Annotated in this window: 20 protein-coding genes; 4 read left to right on the plus strand and 16 right to left on the minus strand. The window is 67.0% G+C overall.

Features of this window, described 5'->3' with window-relative positions; all coding sequences use genetic code 11:
* The first annotated feature begins 235 nt into the window (after positions 1 to 235).
* Both ACFQ4E_RS12905 and ACFQ4E_RS12910 read left to right on the plus strand, forming a co-directional pair.
* Complete coding sequence (locus ACFQ4E_RS12905) at positions 236 to 1417, plus strand: hypothetical protein (protein WP_386804187.1); 1182 nt, start codon at positions 236 to 238, stop codon at positions 1415 to 1417.
* A 138-nt stretch (positions 1418 to 1555) separates the two neighbouring features.
* Positions 1556 to 1771, plus strand: a complete 216-nt coding sequence (locus ACFQ4E_RS12910; protein ID WP_386804189.1) for a CsbD family protein — start codon at positions 1556 to 1558, stop codon at positions 1769 to 1771.
* A 21-nt stretch (positions 1772 to 1792) separates the two neighbouring features.
* Here the strand turns inward: ACFQ4E_RS12910 and ACFQ4E_RS12915 are convergent, their stop codons facing one another.
* Together ACFQ4E_RS12915 and ACFQ4E_RS12920 are read right to left on the minus strand one after the other, a co-directional pair.
* On the minus strand, positions 1793 to 2500 hold the full coding sequence (locus tag ACFQ4E_RS12915; RefSeq protein ID WP_386804191.1) for a DUF1194 domain-containing protein: 708 nt from the start codon (positions 2498 to 2500) through the stop codon (positions 1793 to 1795).
* A gap of 46 nt (positions 2501 to 2546) precedes the next feature.
* A complete protein-coding gene (locus ACFQ4E_RS12920) occupies positions 2547 to 3164 on the minus strand; it encodes a 2OG-Fe(II) oxygenase family protein (protein WP_386804193.1) in 618 nt (205 codons plus the stop codon).
* A gap of 161 nt (positions 3165 to 3325) precedes the next feature.
* Here ACFQ4E_RS12920 and ACFQ4E_RS12925 point away from each other — a divergent pair, with 161 nt between their 5' ends.
* Entirely contained in the window at positions 3326 to 3889 is a 564-nt protein-coding gene (locus ACFQ4E_RS12925) for a hypothetical protein (RefSeq protein WP_386804194.1), read from the plus strand.
* A 69-nt stretch (positions 3890 to 3958) separates the two neighbouring features.
* Here the strand turns inward: ACFQ4E_RS12925 and rplP are convergent, their stop codons facing one another.
* The 8 genes from rplP to ACFQ4E_RS12965 form a co-directional block, all read right to left on the minus strand.
* Positions 3959 to 4372 carry a 50S ribosomal protein L16 gene (gene rplP, locus ACFQ4E_RS12930; protein ID WP_386804195.1) on the minus strand — a complete coding sequence of 138 codons (414 nt, stop codon included), beginning with the start codon at positions 4370 to 4372 and terminating at the stop codon, positions 3959 to 3961.
* A 13-nt stretch (positions 4373 to 4385) separates the two neighbouring features.
* A complete protein-coding gene (gene rpsC, locus ACFQ4E_RS12935; RefSeq protein ID WP_386804197.1) occupies positions 4386 to 5093 on the minus strand; it encodes a 30S ribosomal protein S3 in 708 nt (235 codons plus the stop codon).
* Positions 5093 to 5473, minus strand: coding sequence for a 50S ribosomal protein L22 (gene rplV, locus ACFQ4E_RS12940; RefSeq protein ID WP_386804199.1), 381 nt, complete (start codon positions 5471 to 5473; stop codon positions 5093 to 5095). The genes rpsC and rplV overlap by 1 nt, the downstream gene beginning before the upstream one ends.
* A gap of 3 nt (positions 5474 to 5476) precedes the next feature.
* The gene (gene rpsS / locus ACFQ4E_RS12945; RefSeq protein WP_090029582.1) at positions 5477 to 5755 is read right to left on the minus strand and encodes a 30S ribosomal protein S19; all 279 of its coding nucleotides are present in this window, start codon (positions 5753 to 5755) and stop codon (positions 5477 to 5479) included.
* A gap of 3 nt (positions 5756 to 5758) precedes the next feature.
* Positions 5759 to 6601, minus strand: a complete 843-nt coding sequence (gene rplB / locus ACFQ4E_RS12950; RefSeq protein ID WP_386804201.1) for a 50S ribosomal protein L2 — start codon at positions 6599 to 6601, stop codon at positions 5759 to 5761.
* Positions 6602 to 6826: 225 nt separating this feature from the next.
* A complete protein-coding gene (locus tag ACFQ4E_RS12955) occupies positions 6827 to 7879 on the minus strand; it encodes an alcohol dehydrogenase family protein (protein WP_386804202.1) in 1053 nt (350 codons plus the stop codon).
* A gap of 15 nt (positions 7880 to 7894) precedes the next feature.
* Positions 7895 to 8296 (minus strand): GFA family protein, encoded by a 402-nt coding sequence (locus ACFQ4E_RS12960; RefSeq protein WP_386804204.1) that lies wholly within the window; start codon positions 8294 to 8296, stop codon positions 7895 to 7897.
* 98 nt (positions 8297 to 8394) lie between these two features.
* Complete coding sequence (locus ACFQ4E_RS12965; RefSeq protein WP_386804206.1) at positions 8395 to 8949, minus strand: hypothetical protein; 555 nt, start codon at positions 8947 to 8949, stop codon at positions 8395 to 8397.
* 226 nt (positions 8950 to 9175) lie between these two features.
* Between ACFQ4E_RS12965 and ACFQ4E_RS12970 the strand changes: the two genes are divergently transcribed.
* The gene (locus tag ACFQ4E_RS12970) at positions 9176 to 10447 is read left to right on the plus strand and encodes an MFS transporter (protein WP_386804208.1); all 1272 of its coding nucleotides are present in this window, start codon (positions 9176 to 9178) and stop codon (positions 10445 to 10447) included.
* Positions 10448 to 10455: 8 nt separating this feature from the next.
* Here ACFQ4E_RS12970 and ACFQ4E_RS12975 read toward each other — a convergent pair whose 3' ends face one another.
* From ACFQ4E_RS12975 to ACFQ4E_RS13000, 6 genes are all read right to left on the minus strand, one after another.
* Positions 10456 to 11352, minus strand: coding sequence for a hypothetical protein (locus tag ACFQ4E_RS12975; protein ID WP_386804210.1), 897 nt, complete (start codon positions 11350 to 11352; stop codon positions 10456 to 10458).
* 99 nt (positions 11353 to 11451) lie between these two features.
* Positions 11452 to 11748 (minus strand): 50S ribosomal protein L23, encoded by a 297-nt coding sequence (locus tag ACFQ4E_RS12980; RefSeq protein WP_386804212.1) that lies wholly within the window; start codon positions 11746 to 11748, stop codon positions 11452 to 11454.
* Positions 11745 to 12362: a 50S ribosomal protein L4 gene (gene rplD / locus ACFQ4E_RS12985; RefSeq protein ID WP_386804214.1), complete on the minus strand. Its 618-nt coding sequence runs from the start codon at positions 12360 to 12362 to the stop codon at positions 11745 to 11747. Before rplD ends, ACFQ4E_RS12980 begins: the two co-directional genes overlap by 4 nt.
* Complete coding sequence (gene rplC, locus ACFQ4E_RS12990) at positions 12359 to 13228, minus strand: 50S ribosomal protein L3 (protein ID WP_386804216.1); 870 nt, start codon at positions 13226 to 13228, stop codon at positions 12359 to 12361. The genes rplD and rplC overlap by 4 nt, the downstream gene beginning before the upstream one ends.
* A 15-nt stretch (positions 13229 to 13243) precedes the next feature.
* Positions 13244 to 13552 (minus strand): 30S ribosomal protein S10, encoded by a 309-nt coding sequence (gene rpsJ, locus ACFQ4E_RS12995; RefSeq protein ID WP_076450108.1) that lies wholly within the window; start codon positions 13550 to 13552, stop codon positions 13244 to 13246.
* Positions 13553 to 13671: 119 nt separating this feature from the next.
* A partial coding sequence (locus tag ACFQ4E_RS13000; RefSeq protein ID WP_386804220.1) for an EF-Tu C-terminal domain-related protein occupies positions 13672 to 13750 on the minus strand: 79 nt, incomplete at its 5' end.

Raw genomic sequence — 13750 nt, forward strand, 5'->3', positions numbered from 1 at the left:
AGTCTTGCTGCGAGAAGCCCCTTTTCAGAACAATCTTGCGCGAATCATTTCCGATTTCGACGCGATATGTCCGGGACGCAGCGTCATTTAAGGTGACGTTAAGGCAAGTCGCGTGGGCGATTTCTTCAATGATTGAAATGGGTTGACGCAGCGTTAACAGAGCCTCGTCAGGGTGTCGGCAACTTCGATGGACGCAAGAAACCATCGACGCGTCACAGCCGAGAGGACAACCGACATGACCGCTGCCCGAGTTCCGGATTCCCTGCTGATCGCCGAATGCGAAGATGGCGCGTTTTCACGCCGCTGTTCCGTCGTGCCGATCCGCCCGCTGAGCCCCGAGGGCGCCGAGCTGGCGCGGGACATGGCCTTTGCCTGGGCGCTCGACCTCTGCGCGGACAGCCCCTTCGACAGCCTCTCGGCCTGTCGCTCGACGCCGCTCGGGGCGGAACTGGCGGCGCTCGAGGCGCTCTATGACCGGCTGGCCGTTCCGGCGGGGCAGGGCCTCAACGCACTCTCGACCGCCGCTGCGACCCGGACCGGCAGCGCGCTCTGGTCCACGCTCGGCCATGCCGAGCACGGCGCCGAGCTGCGCCCCAACGCCGAGATGCCGCGGCTCGACGGGCCGCTCTCCGACTGGCTCGGCTGGGCCGAGGCCGCCTTTGGCGTGCGTCTCCTGCGCCCCGGCCTCGACCGGGCCGAGACCCCGCGGACGCCCAGAGAACTTGCGCAGAAGGTGCTGCGCGGTGAACCGGCCTGGCCCTTCCTCGCCTACGCGATCCGGCGGCTGTCGGAAGGGGCAGAGGTGACCTCGGGCACTGGCCAGCGCCTGCTCTCCAGGCTGGGCGAAGCGGCAGTACGTTCGCGCCTCCTGTCGCAGCGCGCACGGCACGACCGCCGCCGCCCGTCGGTCATCGCGGCGCAGCTGAGCCTTCTGGCGAGCGGCGCGCGCCCCGACGAGGTCGCGGACGGCGCGGAGCTGTTGCCGGTCCTGTCGGTCCTGCAGCGCGACGCCCCCCGGCTCGTCGCCGCGATCTCCGCGCGCGGGCGCAGCCACGCGACGCTCTCGACCGGCTTGCCCTTGCCCGAGGGCGGTGTCGCCTCGGGCTGGAGTCCGCTCGATATCGAGTGCGACCTGTCGCTCTCGCGGCCCAATCCGCATCCGAGCGAGGATCGCGGTCACGTGATCGCCGCCGCCGCTGCCGCCGACATCCTGACCGCCGCCTTCGGCGACGGGAGCGCGGCTGCAGACAGTGAAGCGCTTCTTGCCGATACCGTTCTGGCCCGCGCCGTCACCGGCGGCGTCTGGGCGCAGGACATCGCCACCGAGATCGAGCTTGGCCGCGCCGTCGCGCGGGTCGTGCTTGAAGACAACGACCGGGGTGGGGCCAGTGGCCGGCCCGCTCTGCGTCTGGTCTGACCGGACCTCTCCCGCCGGTCAGACCCTGGTCCGCTGCTATCCGCCGAGACCCGGCGGGTGGCAGCGGTTTTTTCGTCTCGGTGCAACCCGGACCGCGGTGTCCGCGTTGAGTTGTGAAACCTGATTGGGAGACACATAATGAATATGGATGAGATCAAGGGCCGCTGGACCGAGATGAAGGGCAAGGTGCGCGAGGAATGGGGCGAGCTGACCGATGACGAGATCCTCGAGACGCGCGGCGAGCGCGAGCAGATGATTGGCAAGCTCCAGGCGCGTTACGGCAAGACCCGGGAAGAAGTCGAGCGCGAGTTCGACAGTTGGGTCGCCAAGATGAAGTCCGACAGCGGCACCTAAGACAGCACTAGGTCCGGCGCGTCAGTTGCGATCGGCGATCCTCGGCGGCTTCGGCGCGCCGGAGATCTCCAGGATCAGCTTGCGCCGGACCGCCTCGGCAAAGCTCGCGCGGTCCTCGGCCGTGACGACGAAGGCGCCGGGCCCGCCGATGATGCGCTCCTCGTAGAGCGCCTCGAGCCCGCCCTGCGCCCGGCCCGGATCGTCGGGCCGCAAGATCGGCAGGGCGTTGATCGTGACGCCCGCGGCCACAACCTGGTCCCGGGCCTCGGCAATGCCGGGGCCCGACCAGTTATTGGCACTGTCGCCCGAGAAATCGATGACGCGGCGGAATCCTTCGAAATCATTCTCCTCCATCAGCCGCACCCCTTCGAGGAGCGCGGCGCCGATGGCGTTCCGGCCATAGGCTTGCCTTGGACCGGTGCGGATCGCCTGGGCGAAGGCCTCGGCGCTTTCGGCGTCGTCGATGCGCGCCCAATCGGCGACCTGGGCCTGGTTGGTGGCCCATTCGACATAGGTCAACGCGATGTGGCCATAGGCGGTGCTCTGGATCACGTCGAGCACGCCGGGATCGGTGATCGCCTGAGCGTAGCCTTCGCGCTGGAAGGCCAGTTCGCGTGCGTCGATGGAGCCCGAGGCATCGGCCAGAAGCACCAATTCGAGACTGGTCTCCTCGGCGCGGAGCGTCGTGGCGGCGAGGGCGAGGATCAGGCTGAAACAGAGCGTGCGCATGCCGTCAGCGAACAGCAAGGGATGCGATGCGGCAAGAGCCGAGCGCTCAGCCCCACGCGTAATTGAAGCTGACGCTGATCCGTTCTTCTTCGGACATGTTCATCGGCACCTCGTGGCGCAGCCAGCTTTCCCAGAGAAGCACGTCGCCGACCGCAGGCGCGACATAGACGAAGCTTTTGAGTTCTTCGCGGCAGCCCTTCCGGCGCGTGGGCGCGGCCATCATCATCGGCAGGCGCGGGTCCTCGAGCTTCAGCGCCGAGGCGCCTTCAGGCATGGCCACATAGGTGGTGCCGGAGATCACGCTGTGGGGGTGGATATGGCTCGCATGGGTGCCGCCTTCGGGCAGGATGTTGATCCAGAGATTCTCGAGCTTCAGCGGGCGGTCGTTCAGGTCGAACTGCAAGTCATCGGCAAAGGCCGCGACATGGGCGTCGAGGGCCTCTTCCACGGCCTTGAAGATCGGGAAGCGCCAGGGCAGGTCGGTCAGCGAGGCATAGGAGGTGTAGCCGGGATAGCCATTGGCCTCGCACCAGTCCTGACCGGCCTCGTCATCCTCGGCGATCGACAGGCAGGAGGCTTCGAGCTCCGAGGGGTCGATGGCGCCGTCCGCGGACAGGCGGGCCTGGTACAGACGGGTGGCGAAGAGCGAGCGTATCTGGGTCATGGCGCGGCACATAGCGCGTCTTGCAGGGCGCGGGAAGCGATCTCCGAACCGGAGATCGCGAAAATTCCGGTGCGGAATTTTGGCCCGGCCTCGCCGTGCGCGTCGGGGATCGCCGTCGCGCCTTTGGGGCTGTAGCGATGTGACGGAGGGAGGGTGAGGGAATGCCCAGGTCGTTGACGATGTCCGAGGCCGCCTCGGTTCTGGGACGCGCGCGGCGTCTCCTGGTGATCGGAAACTCGGGCGCCGGAAAGTCGACGCTTGCGCAGAAGATCGCGGCCTCCCGGGGCCTGCGCTACCTCTCGCATGATCGCGACATCCGCTGGCTGCCGGGGTGGCAGGTGCGCGACCGCGCCGAGCAGCGGGCGCGGACGGCGGAATTGGTGGCCGGAGAGGCCTGGATCATGTGCGGCACGACGGTGTCGAGCTTCGATCTGCGGGTGCCGCGGGCAGAGCTGGTGATCTGGATGCGACCGACGCGGGGGCGGGCGCTCTGGCAGCTTGCCCGCCGGGTGATCGCCTATCGCGGCAGCGTGCGGCCGGACATGGCCGAGGGCTGTCCCGAGAAATGGCCCGACGCGGAGTTCCTGCGCTGGATCTGGACCTTCGAGCGGGTGCAGGCGCCGAAAATCGAGGCGGGGCTCGCGCTCCACGGCCCCGAGGTGCCGCTGGTCACGTTGAGCGGCCCGCGCGCCGCGGACCGGTTGCTGACCCTCGCGGGCCTCTGAGACGTCGCTGCGGACAAACGAAAAAGGGCGGGGAAGACCCCGCCCTTTTCCAAACTCCAAGACCGGGTCTTACCAGTCTTCGCGGACCACGATGCGGGTCTTGATCGGCAGCTTCATGGAAGCCAGGCGCAGCGCCTCGCGGGCGATGTCCTCGCCGACGCCGTCGATCTCGAACATCACCCGGCCGGGCTTGACCTTGCAGGCCCAGTAATCGACCGAGCCCTTGCCTTTACCCATCCGAACCTCGGTGGGCTTGGAGGTCACGGGCGTGTCCGGGAAGATCCGGATCCAGACGCGACCCTGACGCTTCATGTGACGCGTCATGGCACGACGGGCTGCCTCGATCTGGCGCGCGGTCACGCGCTCGGGCTGCGTCGCCTTGAGGCCGTAGGTGCCGAAGTTCAGGTCGGAGCCGCCTTTGGCCTCGCCCTTGATCCGGCCCTTGAAGGCCTTGCGGAACTTAGTTCGTTTCGGTTGAAGCATTGTTCAGACCTCCTCAGCGACGGCCGCCGGCGCCACGGGGCGCGGGACCATCCTGGATCTCCTGGGTGCGACGATCGCGAGCCGACGGGTCGTGCTCCATGATCTCGCCTTTGAAGATCCACACCTTGATACCGATGATGCCGTAGGGCGTCTCCGCCTCCACATTGGCGAAATCGATGTCGGCGCGCAGCGTGTGCAGGGGCACACGGCCCTCGCGATACCACTCGGTCCGGGCGATCTCGGCACCGCCGAGGCGGCCCGACACGTTGACCCGGATGCCCAGGGCACCCATGCGCATGGCGTTCTGCACCGCGCGCTTCATGGCGCGGCGGAAGGACACCCGGCGCTCAAGCTGCTGGGCGATGCTTTCGCCGACCAGGCGCGCGTCAAGCTCGGGCTTGCGGACCTCGACGATGTTGAGGTGCAGCTCCGACTTGGTCATCTGCGCGAGCTTCTTGCGCAGAGCCTCGATGTCGGCGCCCTTCTTGCCGATGATGACGCCCGGGCGGGCGGCATGGATCGTCACGCGGCACTTCTTGTGCGGGCGCTCGATGATGATGCGCGCCACACCGGCCTGCTTGCACTCTTCATGGATGAACTCGCGGATGGCGAGGTCTTCCAGCAGAAGGTTGCCGTAGTCCTTGGTATCGGCGTACCAGCGGCTGTCCCAGGTGCGGTTGACCTGGAGGCGCATGCCGATCGGATTGGTCTTGTTACCCATTAGGCTTGCTCCTCGATCTGACGCACCTTGATGGTGATTTCCGAGAACGGCTTCATGATCCGGCCGAACCGGCCACGTGCCCGCGGACGGCCACGCTTCATCACCAGGTTCTTGCCGACCCAGGCCTCGGCGACGACCAGTTCGTCGACGTCCAGACCGTGGTTGTTCTCGGCGTTGGCGATCGCGGATTGCAGGCACTTCTTGACGTCCTGGGCCACGCGCTTCTTCGAGAAGGTGAGGTCGGTCAGCGCCCGGTCCACCTTCTTGCCGCGGATGAGCTCGGCGACAAGGTTCAGCTTCTGCGGGCTGGTGCGCAGCATGCGCAGCTTGGCCATCGCCTCGTTGTCCGCCACGCGGCGGGGATTCTTATCCTTGCCCATGGCTTACTTCCTCTTGGCTTTCTTGTCGGCCGCGTGCCCGTAATAGGTGCGGGTCGGCGAGTATTCACCGAACTTCTGGCCGATCATGTCTTCGGTCACGTTCACCGGAACGTGCTTCTGGCCGTTGTAGACGCCGAACGTCAGACCCACGAACTGGGGCAGGATGGTCGAACGGCGGGACCAGATCTTGATGACTTCGTTGCGCCCGGACTCGCGGGCCGCCTCGGCCTTCTTGAGCACGTAGGCGTCCACGAAGGGACCTTTCCAAACGGAGCGAGACATCTCTTACCGCCCTTTCTTCTTGGCGTGACGCGAGCGAATGATCAGCTTCTGCGACGCCTTGTTGGGGTTGCGCGTCTTGGCGCCCTTGGTCGGCTTGCCCCACGGGGTGACCGGGTGACGACCGCCCGAGGTCCGACCCTCACCACCGCCATGCGGGTGATCGATCGGGTTCATCACGACGCCGCGGACCGAGGGACGCTTGCCGTAATGGCGCATCCGGCCGGCCTTGCCGTAGTTCTGGTTCGAGTTGTCGGGGTTCGACACGGCACCGACGGTGGCCATGCATTCCTGGCGCACCATCCGCAGTTCGCCCGAGGACAGGCGGATCTGCGCGTAGCCGCCATCGCGGCCGACGAACTGGGCGTAGGTGCCCGCGGCGCGTGCGATCTGGCCGCCCTTGCCGGGCTTCAGCTCGACATTGTGGACGATCGTGCCGATCGGCATGCCCGAGAACGGCATCGCGTTGCCCGGCTTGATGTCGACCTTGGCGCCCGAGATGACGCGGTCGCCGATGGCGAGACGCTGGGGAGCAAGGATGTAGGCCTGCTCGCCGTCGTCATAAGAGACGAGTGCGATGAAGGCGGTCCGGTTCGGGTCGTATTCGATCCGGATGACGGTCGCGGTGACGTCAAACTTGTTCCGCTTGAAATCGACCACGCGATAGAGACGCTTCGCGCCACCGCCGCGGCGGCGAGAGGTGATCCGTCCGGTGTTGTTACGGCCGCCCGACTTCGTCAGACCCTCGGTGAGGGCTTTGACGGGACGTCCTTTCCACAGCTCCGAACGGTCGATCAGCACCAGCCCGCGCTGGCCCGGCGTCGTCGGCTTGTACGACTTGAGTGCCATGCTTTCTGTCTTCCGTTTGCATGCAGCAAGAGCCGAAGCCCTCGCCTATGTTGTGGGCGACTGACGCCGCCCGGAGTATAGGCCCCCGTAGGTGCCCGGTGGTGAGATGCGCCGGAGCGGTTCGGGAACCGGTCGCGACGCAAATACAAAGCCCCGGACGAATCCGGGGCTCTGCGGATGGGGTCTGTTAGGAGAGTTGGGGCGGGGCGTCAAGGGCGCAGCGGATCAGTCCCGCCGCACCTCCAGCACGATCTTTCCGACATGCCGTTTGGCCTGGAACGCCTCCTGCGCCGCGCCGATATCGCGCAGGGGATAGCTGGCCGCAACCAGGGGTCTGATGGCCCCGGTTTCGATCCGCTCGACCAGCGCCTCGAAGACCCCCGGCTGCAGGACGGTGCATCCGAAGAAGGAGAGATCCTTGAGGTAAAGCTTGCGCAGGTCGAGCGTCACCTCCGGCCCGGCAATGGCGCCCGAGATCGCGTAGCGCCCGCCGGGCCGCAGGAGGTCGAGAAGCGGCGGCCAGCCCGGGCCTCCAACGAGGTCGATCACCACGTCGACCGCGCCGGTCCCGAGCGTCGCCGCCAGATCTGCGTCGCGGTCGAGCACGCGGGCCGCCCCGAGCGCCTCGATCTCCGGGGCCTTCGCGGCGCTCGCGATCCCGATCACCTCGGCCCCGCGTGCGACCGCCAGCTGCACCGCGGCCGAGCCGACCCCGCCCGAAGCACCGGTCACCAGCACGCGGTCGCGGGCGGTCACGCCGGCGCGCGTCAGCAGGTTCTCGGCGGTGGAATAGGAGCAGGGGAAGCTTGCAAGCTCGATATCCGTCAGGTCCGAGACGATCCTGTGGGCGTGCCGCGCCGCGACGGTGGCGTATTCCGCGAAGCCGCCATCGACCTCGGTCCCGAAATACCAGGGCGGGTCGCGCCGCGCGCCCTCGGCCTCGCGCAGGGACGGCTCGACGATCACCCGCTCGCCGATCCGGGCCTCCGGCACGTCCGCGCCCACCGCGACGATCTCGCCGCAGACATCGGCGCCCTGGATGCGCGGAAACTCCAGCGGCTTGCCGGACCAGGCGGCGTCCTCCTGGTCCATGCCGTCGCCCGAGGCATACCAGGCCAGCCGCGTGTTCACGTCGGTGTTGTTGACGGCGGCGGCACCGACGCGGATCAGGACCTCTCCGGGGAGCGCCTCGGGGCGGGGCAGGTCGTCGCGCCAGACCAGCGCCTCGGGCCCGCCATGACCGGTCAGGACCACGCCAAACATCCTGTCATCCGTCACGCGCGCCTCTCCACCTCAGGGCTTCTTCGGCAGATCGTCGGCGATGTCGAAGATCCGGCGGTCGTAGAAGAAATGGCTCTGCGCCGTCAGCTCCTCGGGCAGCCCGCCGAGCGCGCGCTCGAGGAAGCGTTGCGACACCACGCGCCAATCCATCCCGTTGGTGTTCCAGATCACCTCGCCGCAGGTGTCGCAGGAGACCTTTTTCATCGTCAGGCTGGGGTGCTGGAAGGTGGTCAGATGCGCCTCTCCCTCCGTCACCTCCAACTGATCGGCATTCCAGGCGGTCACCGAGTGAAACGGCACGTCGAGAAGGGTCCGGCAATCCTCGCAATGGCAATGACCGCGCACGCGCGGCGCGCCGGTCAGCCGGATGGTCACGGCACCGCATTGGCAGGCAGGTTCGTAGGTCTCTGTCATGGGCTCTCCCGGATGGGCAGGTGTCGGATGGGCTGCCTTGCGAGCTAAGGCTCTGGACCTGCGCGGCAACTCACGGGCCACTGCCTGCGGCCGAAGCCTCAGAGCGGCGGGCCCCAGTCGTAGCGGGTGTCGTCATCGGGACGTGCCCAGAAGAGTTGACCGCCACCCCGCCAGGGGTCGAGCACGATGCCGTCGCGCATCGACGCGCCTGCGGCGCTGATCACCGCGGAATGGTGAACGACCCTGAACCCCTTCGGCGGGGAGCTGGCCCAATGGAGCGACAGGGTGCGGAAGTCCTCCTGCCGGAGCCGCGCCAGCATCGCCTCGGTCCAGTCGTTGCAGAGACCCTTCTCGCGCAGCCCGTGCAGCACCTTGGCGTTGTGGACGAGCGGCGCATCTGTGACCTGCCACTCGCGGGCAAGCGCGCGCGGATAGGCAAAGGCGATCTCCGCCGCCCGCTGCGCCTCGCGCGGATCGACCTCCGGGCCGAGCGCCGCGATGGCGTCGGCCAGAGCGCCGACATCGCTGCGCGTTGCCTCGGGCGGCGTGGCGCAGGCCCCGAGCGCCGCGAACGCGACCATGAGGGCAATCGCCCGGCGTCGCCGCATCATGTTCCGCTCCCCGTCATCCTGACCCGCTCCGGTGTCTTCCATCCCTGGACCTCGTCTGCAAGCTAAGCGCGCGCGCCCGGCAGGCGAGGTCTCGCCGTGCCGGATCGGTCCGAGCGATGCACAGAAGCGCCGCGCCGCGCCGCATCTCGCGTCACTCACCGTGCACGGGGTCGTTTTCCGGCCACGGAGCAGCGTTCCTGCATTGGTGTCGGGGCGGCCCCTGTGATGTGGTCGGGCCAACTGCTTCTCCGAAACGCGTCGAGGTCACATGATCAAGGTTCTCTCCGGTGTCTGGGCGCTTCTGCTCGGGATCGTTCTGATCATGCTGGGCAACGGCATGCATTCGACCCTGATCGGTCTGCGCGGCGGGATCGAGGGCTTCTCGGCGACCGAGCTCGCCATCGTCACCTCGGGCTATTTCCTGGGATTTCTCTCGGGCGCCACGCAATCGCCGAAGCTCATCAAGCGGGTCGGGCATGTGCGGGTCTTCGCGGCGCTTGGCAGCTTCATGTCGGCGGGGCTAATCTCGCTGCCGCTCCTGACCGAGCCCTGGGCCTGGACCTTGCTCCGCGTTCTCCTGGGCTTCTGCATGTCCGGCATCTACGTGACGGCGGAAAGCTGGCTCAACGACGCGTCGACCAACGAGACCCGCGGCAAGGTGCTCTCGGCCTATATGATCGCGCAATCGGTCGGGATCATCGGCGCGCAAGGGCTTCTGACCCTGGGCGATGCGGCGACCTCGGCGCTCTTCATCGGGGCGTCGATCCTGGTGTCGATCTCCTTCGCGCCGATCCTCTTGTCGGTCACGCCAACGCCGGCGGCGTCGGTGACCCGGCCCATGGGCCTGAGGCAGCTCTTCTCAAGCTCTCCGCTCGGCACCATCGGCATCCTCTTTCTCGGAGCCGCCTACGCGACGCAATGGGGCATGGGGGCGGTCTTTGGAAGCCAGATCGAGCTTGGCGCCGACCAGATCGCGCTGTTCGTCGCCATGCTCTTTGTCGGAGCGCTGGTGCTGCAATACCCGATCGGCTGGCTCTCGGATCGGGTCGACCGCCGCCAGCTCATCTTCGGATGTGCCGCGATCGGCACGGCGGCGTGCGGTCTCGGCTATCTCAATCTCGGCGGCACCTACGGGCTGATGGCGGCAGCTTTCGTGGCCGGAGGCGTCACGACCCCGCTCTACGCCCTGTTTCTCGCGTATACAAACGACTTCCTCTCGGTCGAGGACATGCCAGCAGCGTCGGGCGGGCTGGTCTTCACCTTCGGGGTCGGCGCGATCCTCGGGCCGCTTGTCACCGGATGGGCGATGCAGCGGGTCGATCCCTATGCGTTCTGGCTGGTCCTGGCCGCGACCTTCGCGGCGATCGCTCTCTACGCGCTCTTCCGCATGACCCAGCGCGCCGCGGTGCCGGTGGCCGAGACCGATCCCTATCTGGGCGTCCTGCCCACCGCCTCGCCGCTTGCGGTCGAGGCTGCGGGCGCCTGGGCGGCGGACCAGGCGGAGGCGTCCGACGACGACAAAGCGGCGAGCGCGGGGTAGGGCGCGGCTTATCGCGGCGCGGGGGCCGGGGGATTGCTTTCAGAGGATTCGATCCGGTCAAGCAGCTTGAGAAGGCTCAGGACGCCCCGTTGCCACGGACCGACCTGGTTGTAGCGCCGGATGGCCTGCCGCGCGGCCTCGGTCCCGAGGCCCGCGCGGATCACGGTCATCTGCTCGAGCCGCGCGTCCGACATCCGGATCGCATGCGTGTCCGCCGAATGCCAGACCCGCCATTTCTCGCTCCAGCGCGCGAAGCTGACCGCGTCGTAATGCCGGAAATAGGGCAGGTCGGGACCCTCGAGATAGGCGTCGAGGAACGTCGTCTTCACCCCGTCGAAGATCGCGAAATGGTTGGTGACCGTGTCGGGCGTCCGACCGCGCCGGATGAGCTGCTTGCCCAGCTTGTGCCCCGCCGTCCCGCGCCGCATCTGGCGCCAGAGCCGGCCGTAGACCAGCATGGCCACCAGCGCGCTGCGGCGTTTCCCCCAGGGGAAGGGGTGACGCTCGTAGGTGCTGGAAAACGCAGGCTCGATATCGTGCCCCGTGCCCCAGACCGCCTCGGTGTTGCGCAGCCGGATGCCTGGCACGTCCTCGGGAAGCGCGGCCAGCGCGGCACCCAGGAGATGCCCGCGCTGCAGGATCTCGTCGGAATCGCAGAGCAGCAGCCAGTCCTCGCGATTGCGCTCGAGCGCGTGCCGGAAGACGTGCTCCTGCTTCTCCTCGAGCGCCAGTGCGCCGCCGGGCGCGGCCGCCTCGACCGGAGCCGCCTCGGTCTCGGAGCCGTCATAGTAAAGCACGATCCGCGCCGCGCCGCTCTGCGCGTAGGAGCGCGCGAAGACATCGAGGACATCCACCGTTTCGCGGACCATCGCGCAGACGGCGAAGCTGTGCGGGGCTAGGGACATGCGCAGGGCGATCCTCGATCCGGAAATACGGGGTCCAGAATAGAAAAGCGCGGCCTCCGGATACCAGAGGCCGCGCCCTAATTTTTCAGTCCAACCGGATCAGAGACCGGTCGAGACGTCGATCGTGTTGCCTTCGGCGAGGGTCACATAGGCCTTCTTCACGTCCTTGCGGGTGCCGAGACGGCCCCGGAAACGCTTGACCTTGCCCTTGGTGATCGAGGTGTTCACCGCCTTCACCTTCACACCGAAGAGAGCCTCGACGGCCTCCTTGATCTGCGGCTTGTTGGCGTCGATCGCCACTTCGAAGACAACCGCGTTGGCCTCGGAGGCCATGGTCGACTTCTCGGTGATGATCGGCTTGCGGATCACGTCGTAATGTTCCGGCTTGGCACTCATTTCAGACGAGCCTCCAATGCTTCGACACCCGCCTTGGTGAGCACGAGCGTGTCACGGCGGAGGATGTCATAGACGTTTGCGCCGATCGAGGGGAGAACGTCGAGCCCCTCGATGTTCGAGGCGGCGCGAGCGAAGTTCTCGTTCACCGAGCTGCCGTCGATGACCAGCGCGCGCTTCCAACCCAGATCCCGGACCTGCTTGGCCAGGGTCTTGGTCTTGCCGTCGCTGTCGGCGGTGTCGATGACCACGAGCGAGCCAGCCTTTGCCTTGGCCGAAAGCGCGAGCTTCAGACCGAGGGCGCGGACCTTCTTGGGAAGGTCATGCGCGTGGCTGCGCGGCGTCGGGCCCTTGTAGATGCCACCCTTGCGGAAGATCGGCGCCTTGCGGGAGCCGTGGCGTGCGCCGCCGGTGCCCTTCTGGCGATAGATCTTCTTGGTCGAGTAGCTCACTTCCGAGCGGCCCAGCGTCGAGTGGGTGCCGGCCATCGCCTTGTTGCGCTGCCAGCGGACGACGCGGTGCAGGATGTCGGCGCGCGGCTCGAGACCGAAGATCTCGTCACCGAGCTCGACCGATCCGGCGGAACCGCCGTCCAGTTTGATCACGTCGAGTTTCATTCCTCACCGTCCTTCTTTTCGACATCCGAGTTATCGGCGTCGGACTGCTCTTCCGCGATCTCGGCCTCGGCCTCCCTCAGCGCGGCTTCCTGCGCTGCGGCTTCCTCGGCGAGACGGGCTTCCTCGGCGGCCTTCGCTTCGGCTTCGGCGGCCGCTGCGGCCTCCTCGGCGAGACGCTTGGCTTCCTCGGCGGCGGATTTCAGGGCCGCGGGCAGGATCACGTTCTCGGGCACGGGCTTCTTGACCGCGTCCTTGACGGTGACCCAGCCACCCTTCGCACCCGGAACCGCACCCTTGATCATGATGATGCCACGCTCGGCATCGGTCTTCACGACCTGGAGGTTCTGGGTGGTCACGCGGACGGCGCCCATGTGACCGGCCATCTTCTTGCCCTTGAACACCTTGCCGGGGTCCTGACACTGACCAGTGGAGCCGTGCGAGCGGTGGCTGATCGACACGCCGTGCGAGGCGCGCAGACCGCCGAAGTTGTGCCGCTTCATGGCACCGGCGAAGCCCTTACCGATCGAGGTGCCCGAGACGTCCACGAACTGACCTTCGAAGTAGTGGTCTGCCGTGATTTCCTCGCCAACCTCGATCAGGTTCTCCGGCGCAACGCGGAACTCGGCGACCTTGCGCTTGGGTTCCACCTTGGCGGCGGCGAAGTGACCGCGCATCGGGCGCGAGACGTTCTTGGCCTTGATCGAGCCGCAGCCGAGCTGAACAGCGGAATAGCCGTGGCTGTCCGCGGTCCGCTGGGCGACGACCTGAAGTTTGTCGAGCTGGAGAACGGTCACAGGGATCTGCTTGCCGTCTTCCATGAAGAGCCGGGTCATGCCGACCTTCTTTGCGATGATTCCAGAGCGCATCTGAGTATGCCCCCCTTAAACCTTGATCTCGACGTCGACACCGGCAGCGAGGTCGAGCTTCATCAGCGCGTCCACGGTCTGCGGGGTCGGATCGACGATGTCGAGAAGCCGCTTGTGAGTGCGGATCTCGAACTGGTCGCGCGACTTCTTGTTCACGTGCGGGCCACGCAGAACGGTGAAGCGCTCGATCTTGTTCGGGAGCGGGATCGGGCCGCGCACATCGGCGCCCGTCCGCTTGGCCGTGTTGACGATCTCCTGGGTGCTGGCGTCCAGCACGCGGTAGTCGAACGCCTTCAGCCGAATGCGAATGTTCTGGCTTTGCATTGTCTTTGCCTTTCAGGCCAGGTGAGAGTTGAGAGGAGGAGGCGGGATCATCCCGCCCCCTCATCGAACCCGTTCGGTCCTTGCTGTCCCGGGCGCGACGGGCGCACCCGGATCTGCGATCACTCGACGATCTTGGAGACGACGCCGGAGCCGACGGTGCGGCCGCCTTCGCGGATGGCGAAGCGGAGGCCGTCTTCC

The sequence above is a fragment of the Litorisediminicola beolgyonensis genome, from assembly GCF_042679605.1.
GTDB lineage: Bacteria > Pseudomonadota > Alphaproteobacteria > Rhodobacterales > Rhodobacteraceae > Litorisediminicola > Litorisediminicola beolgyonensis.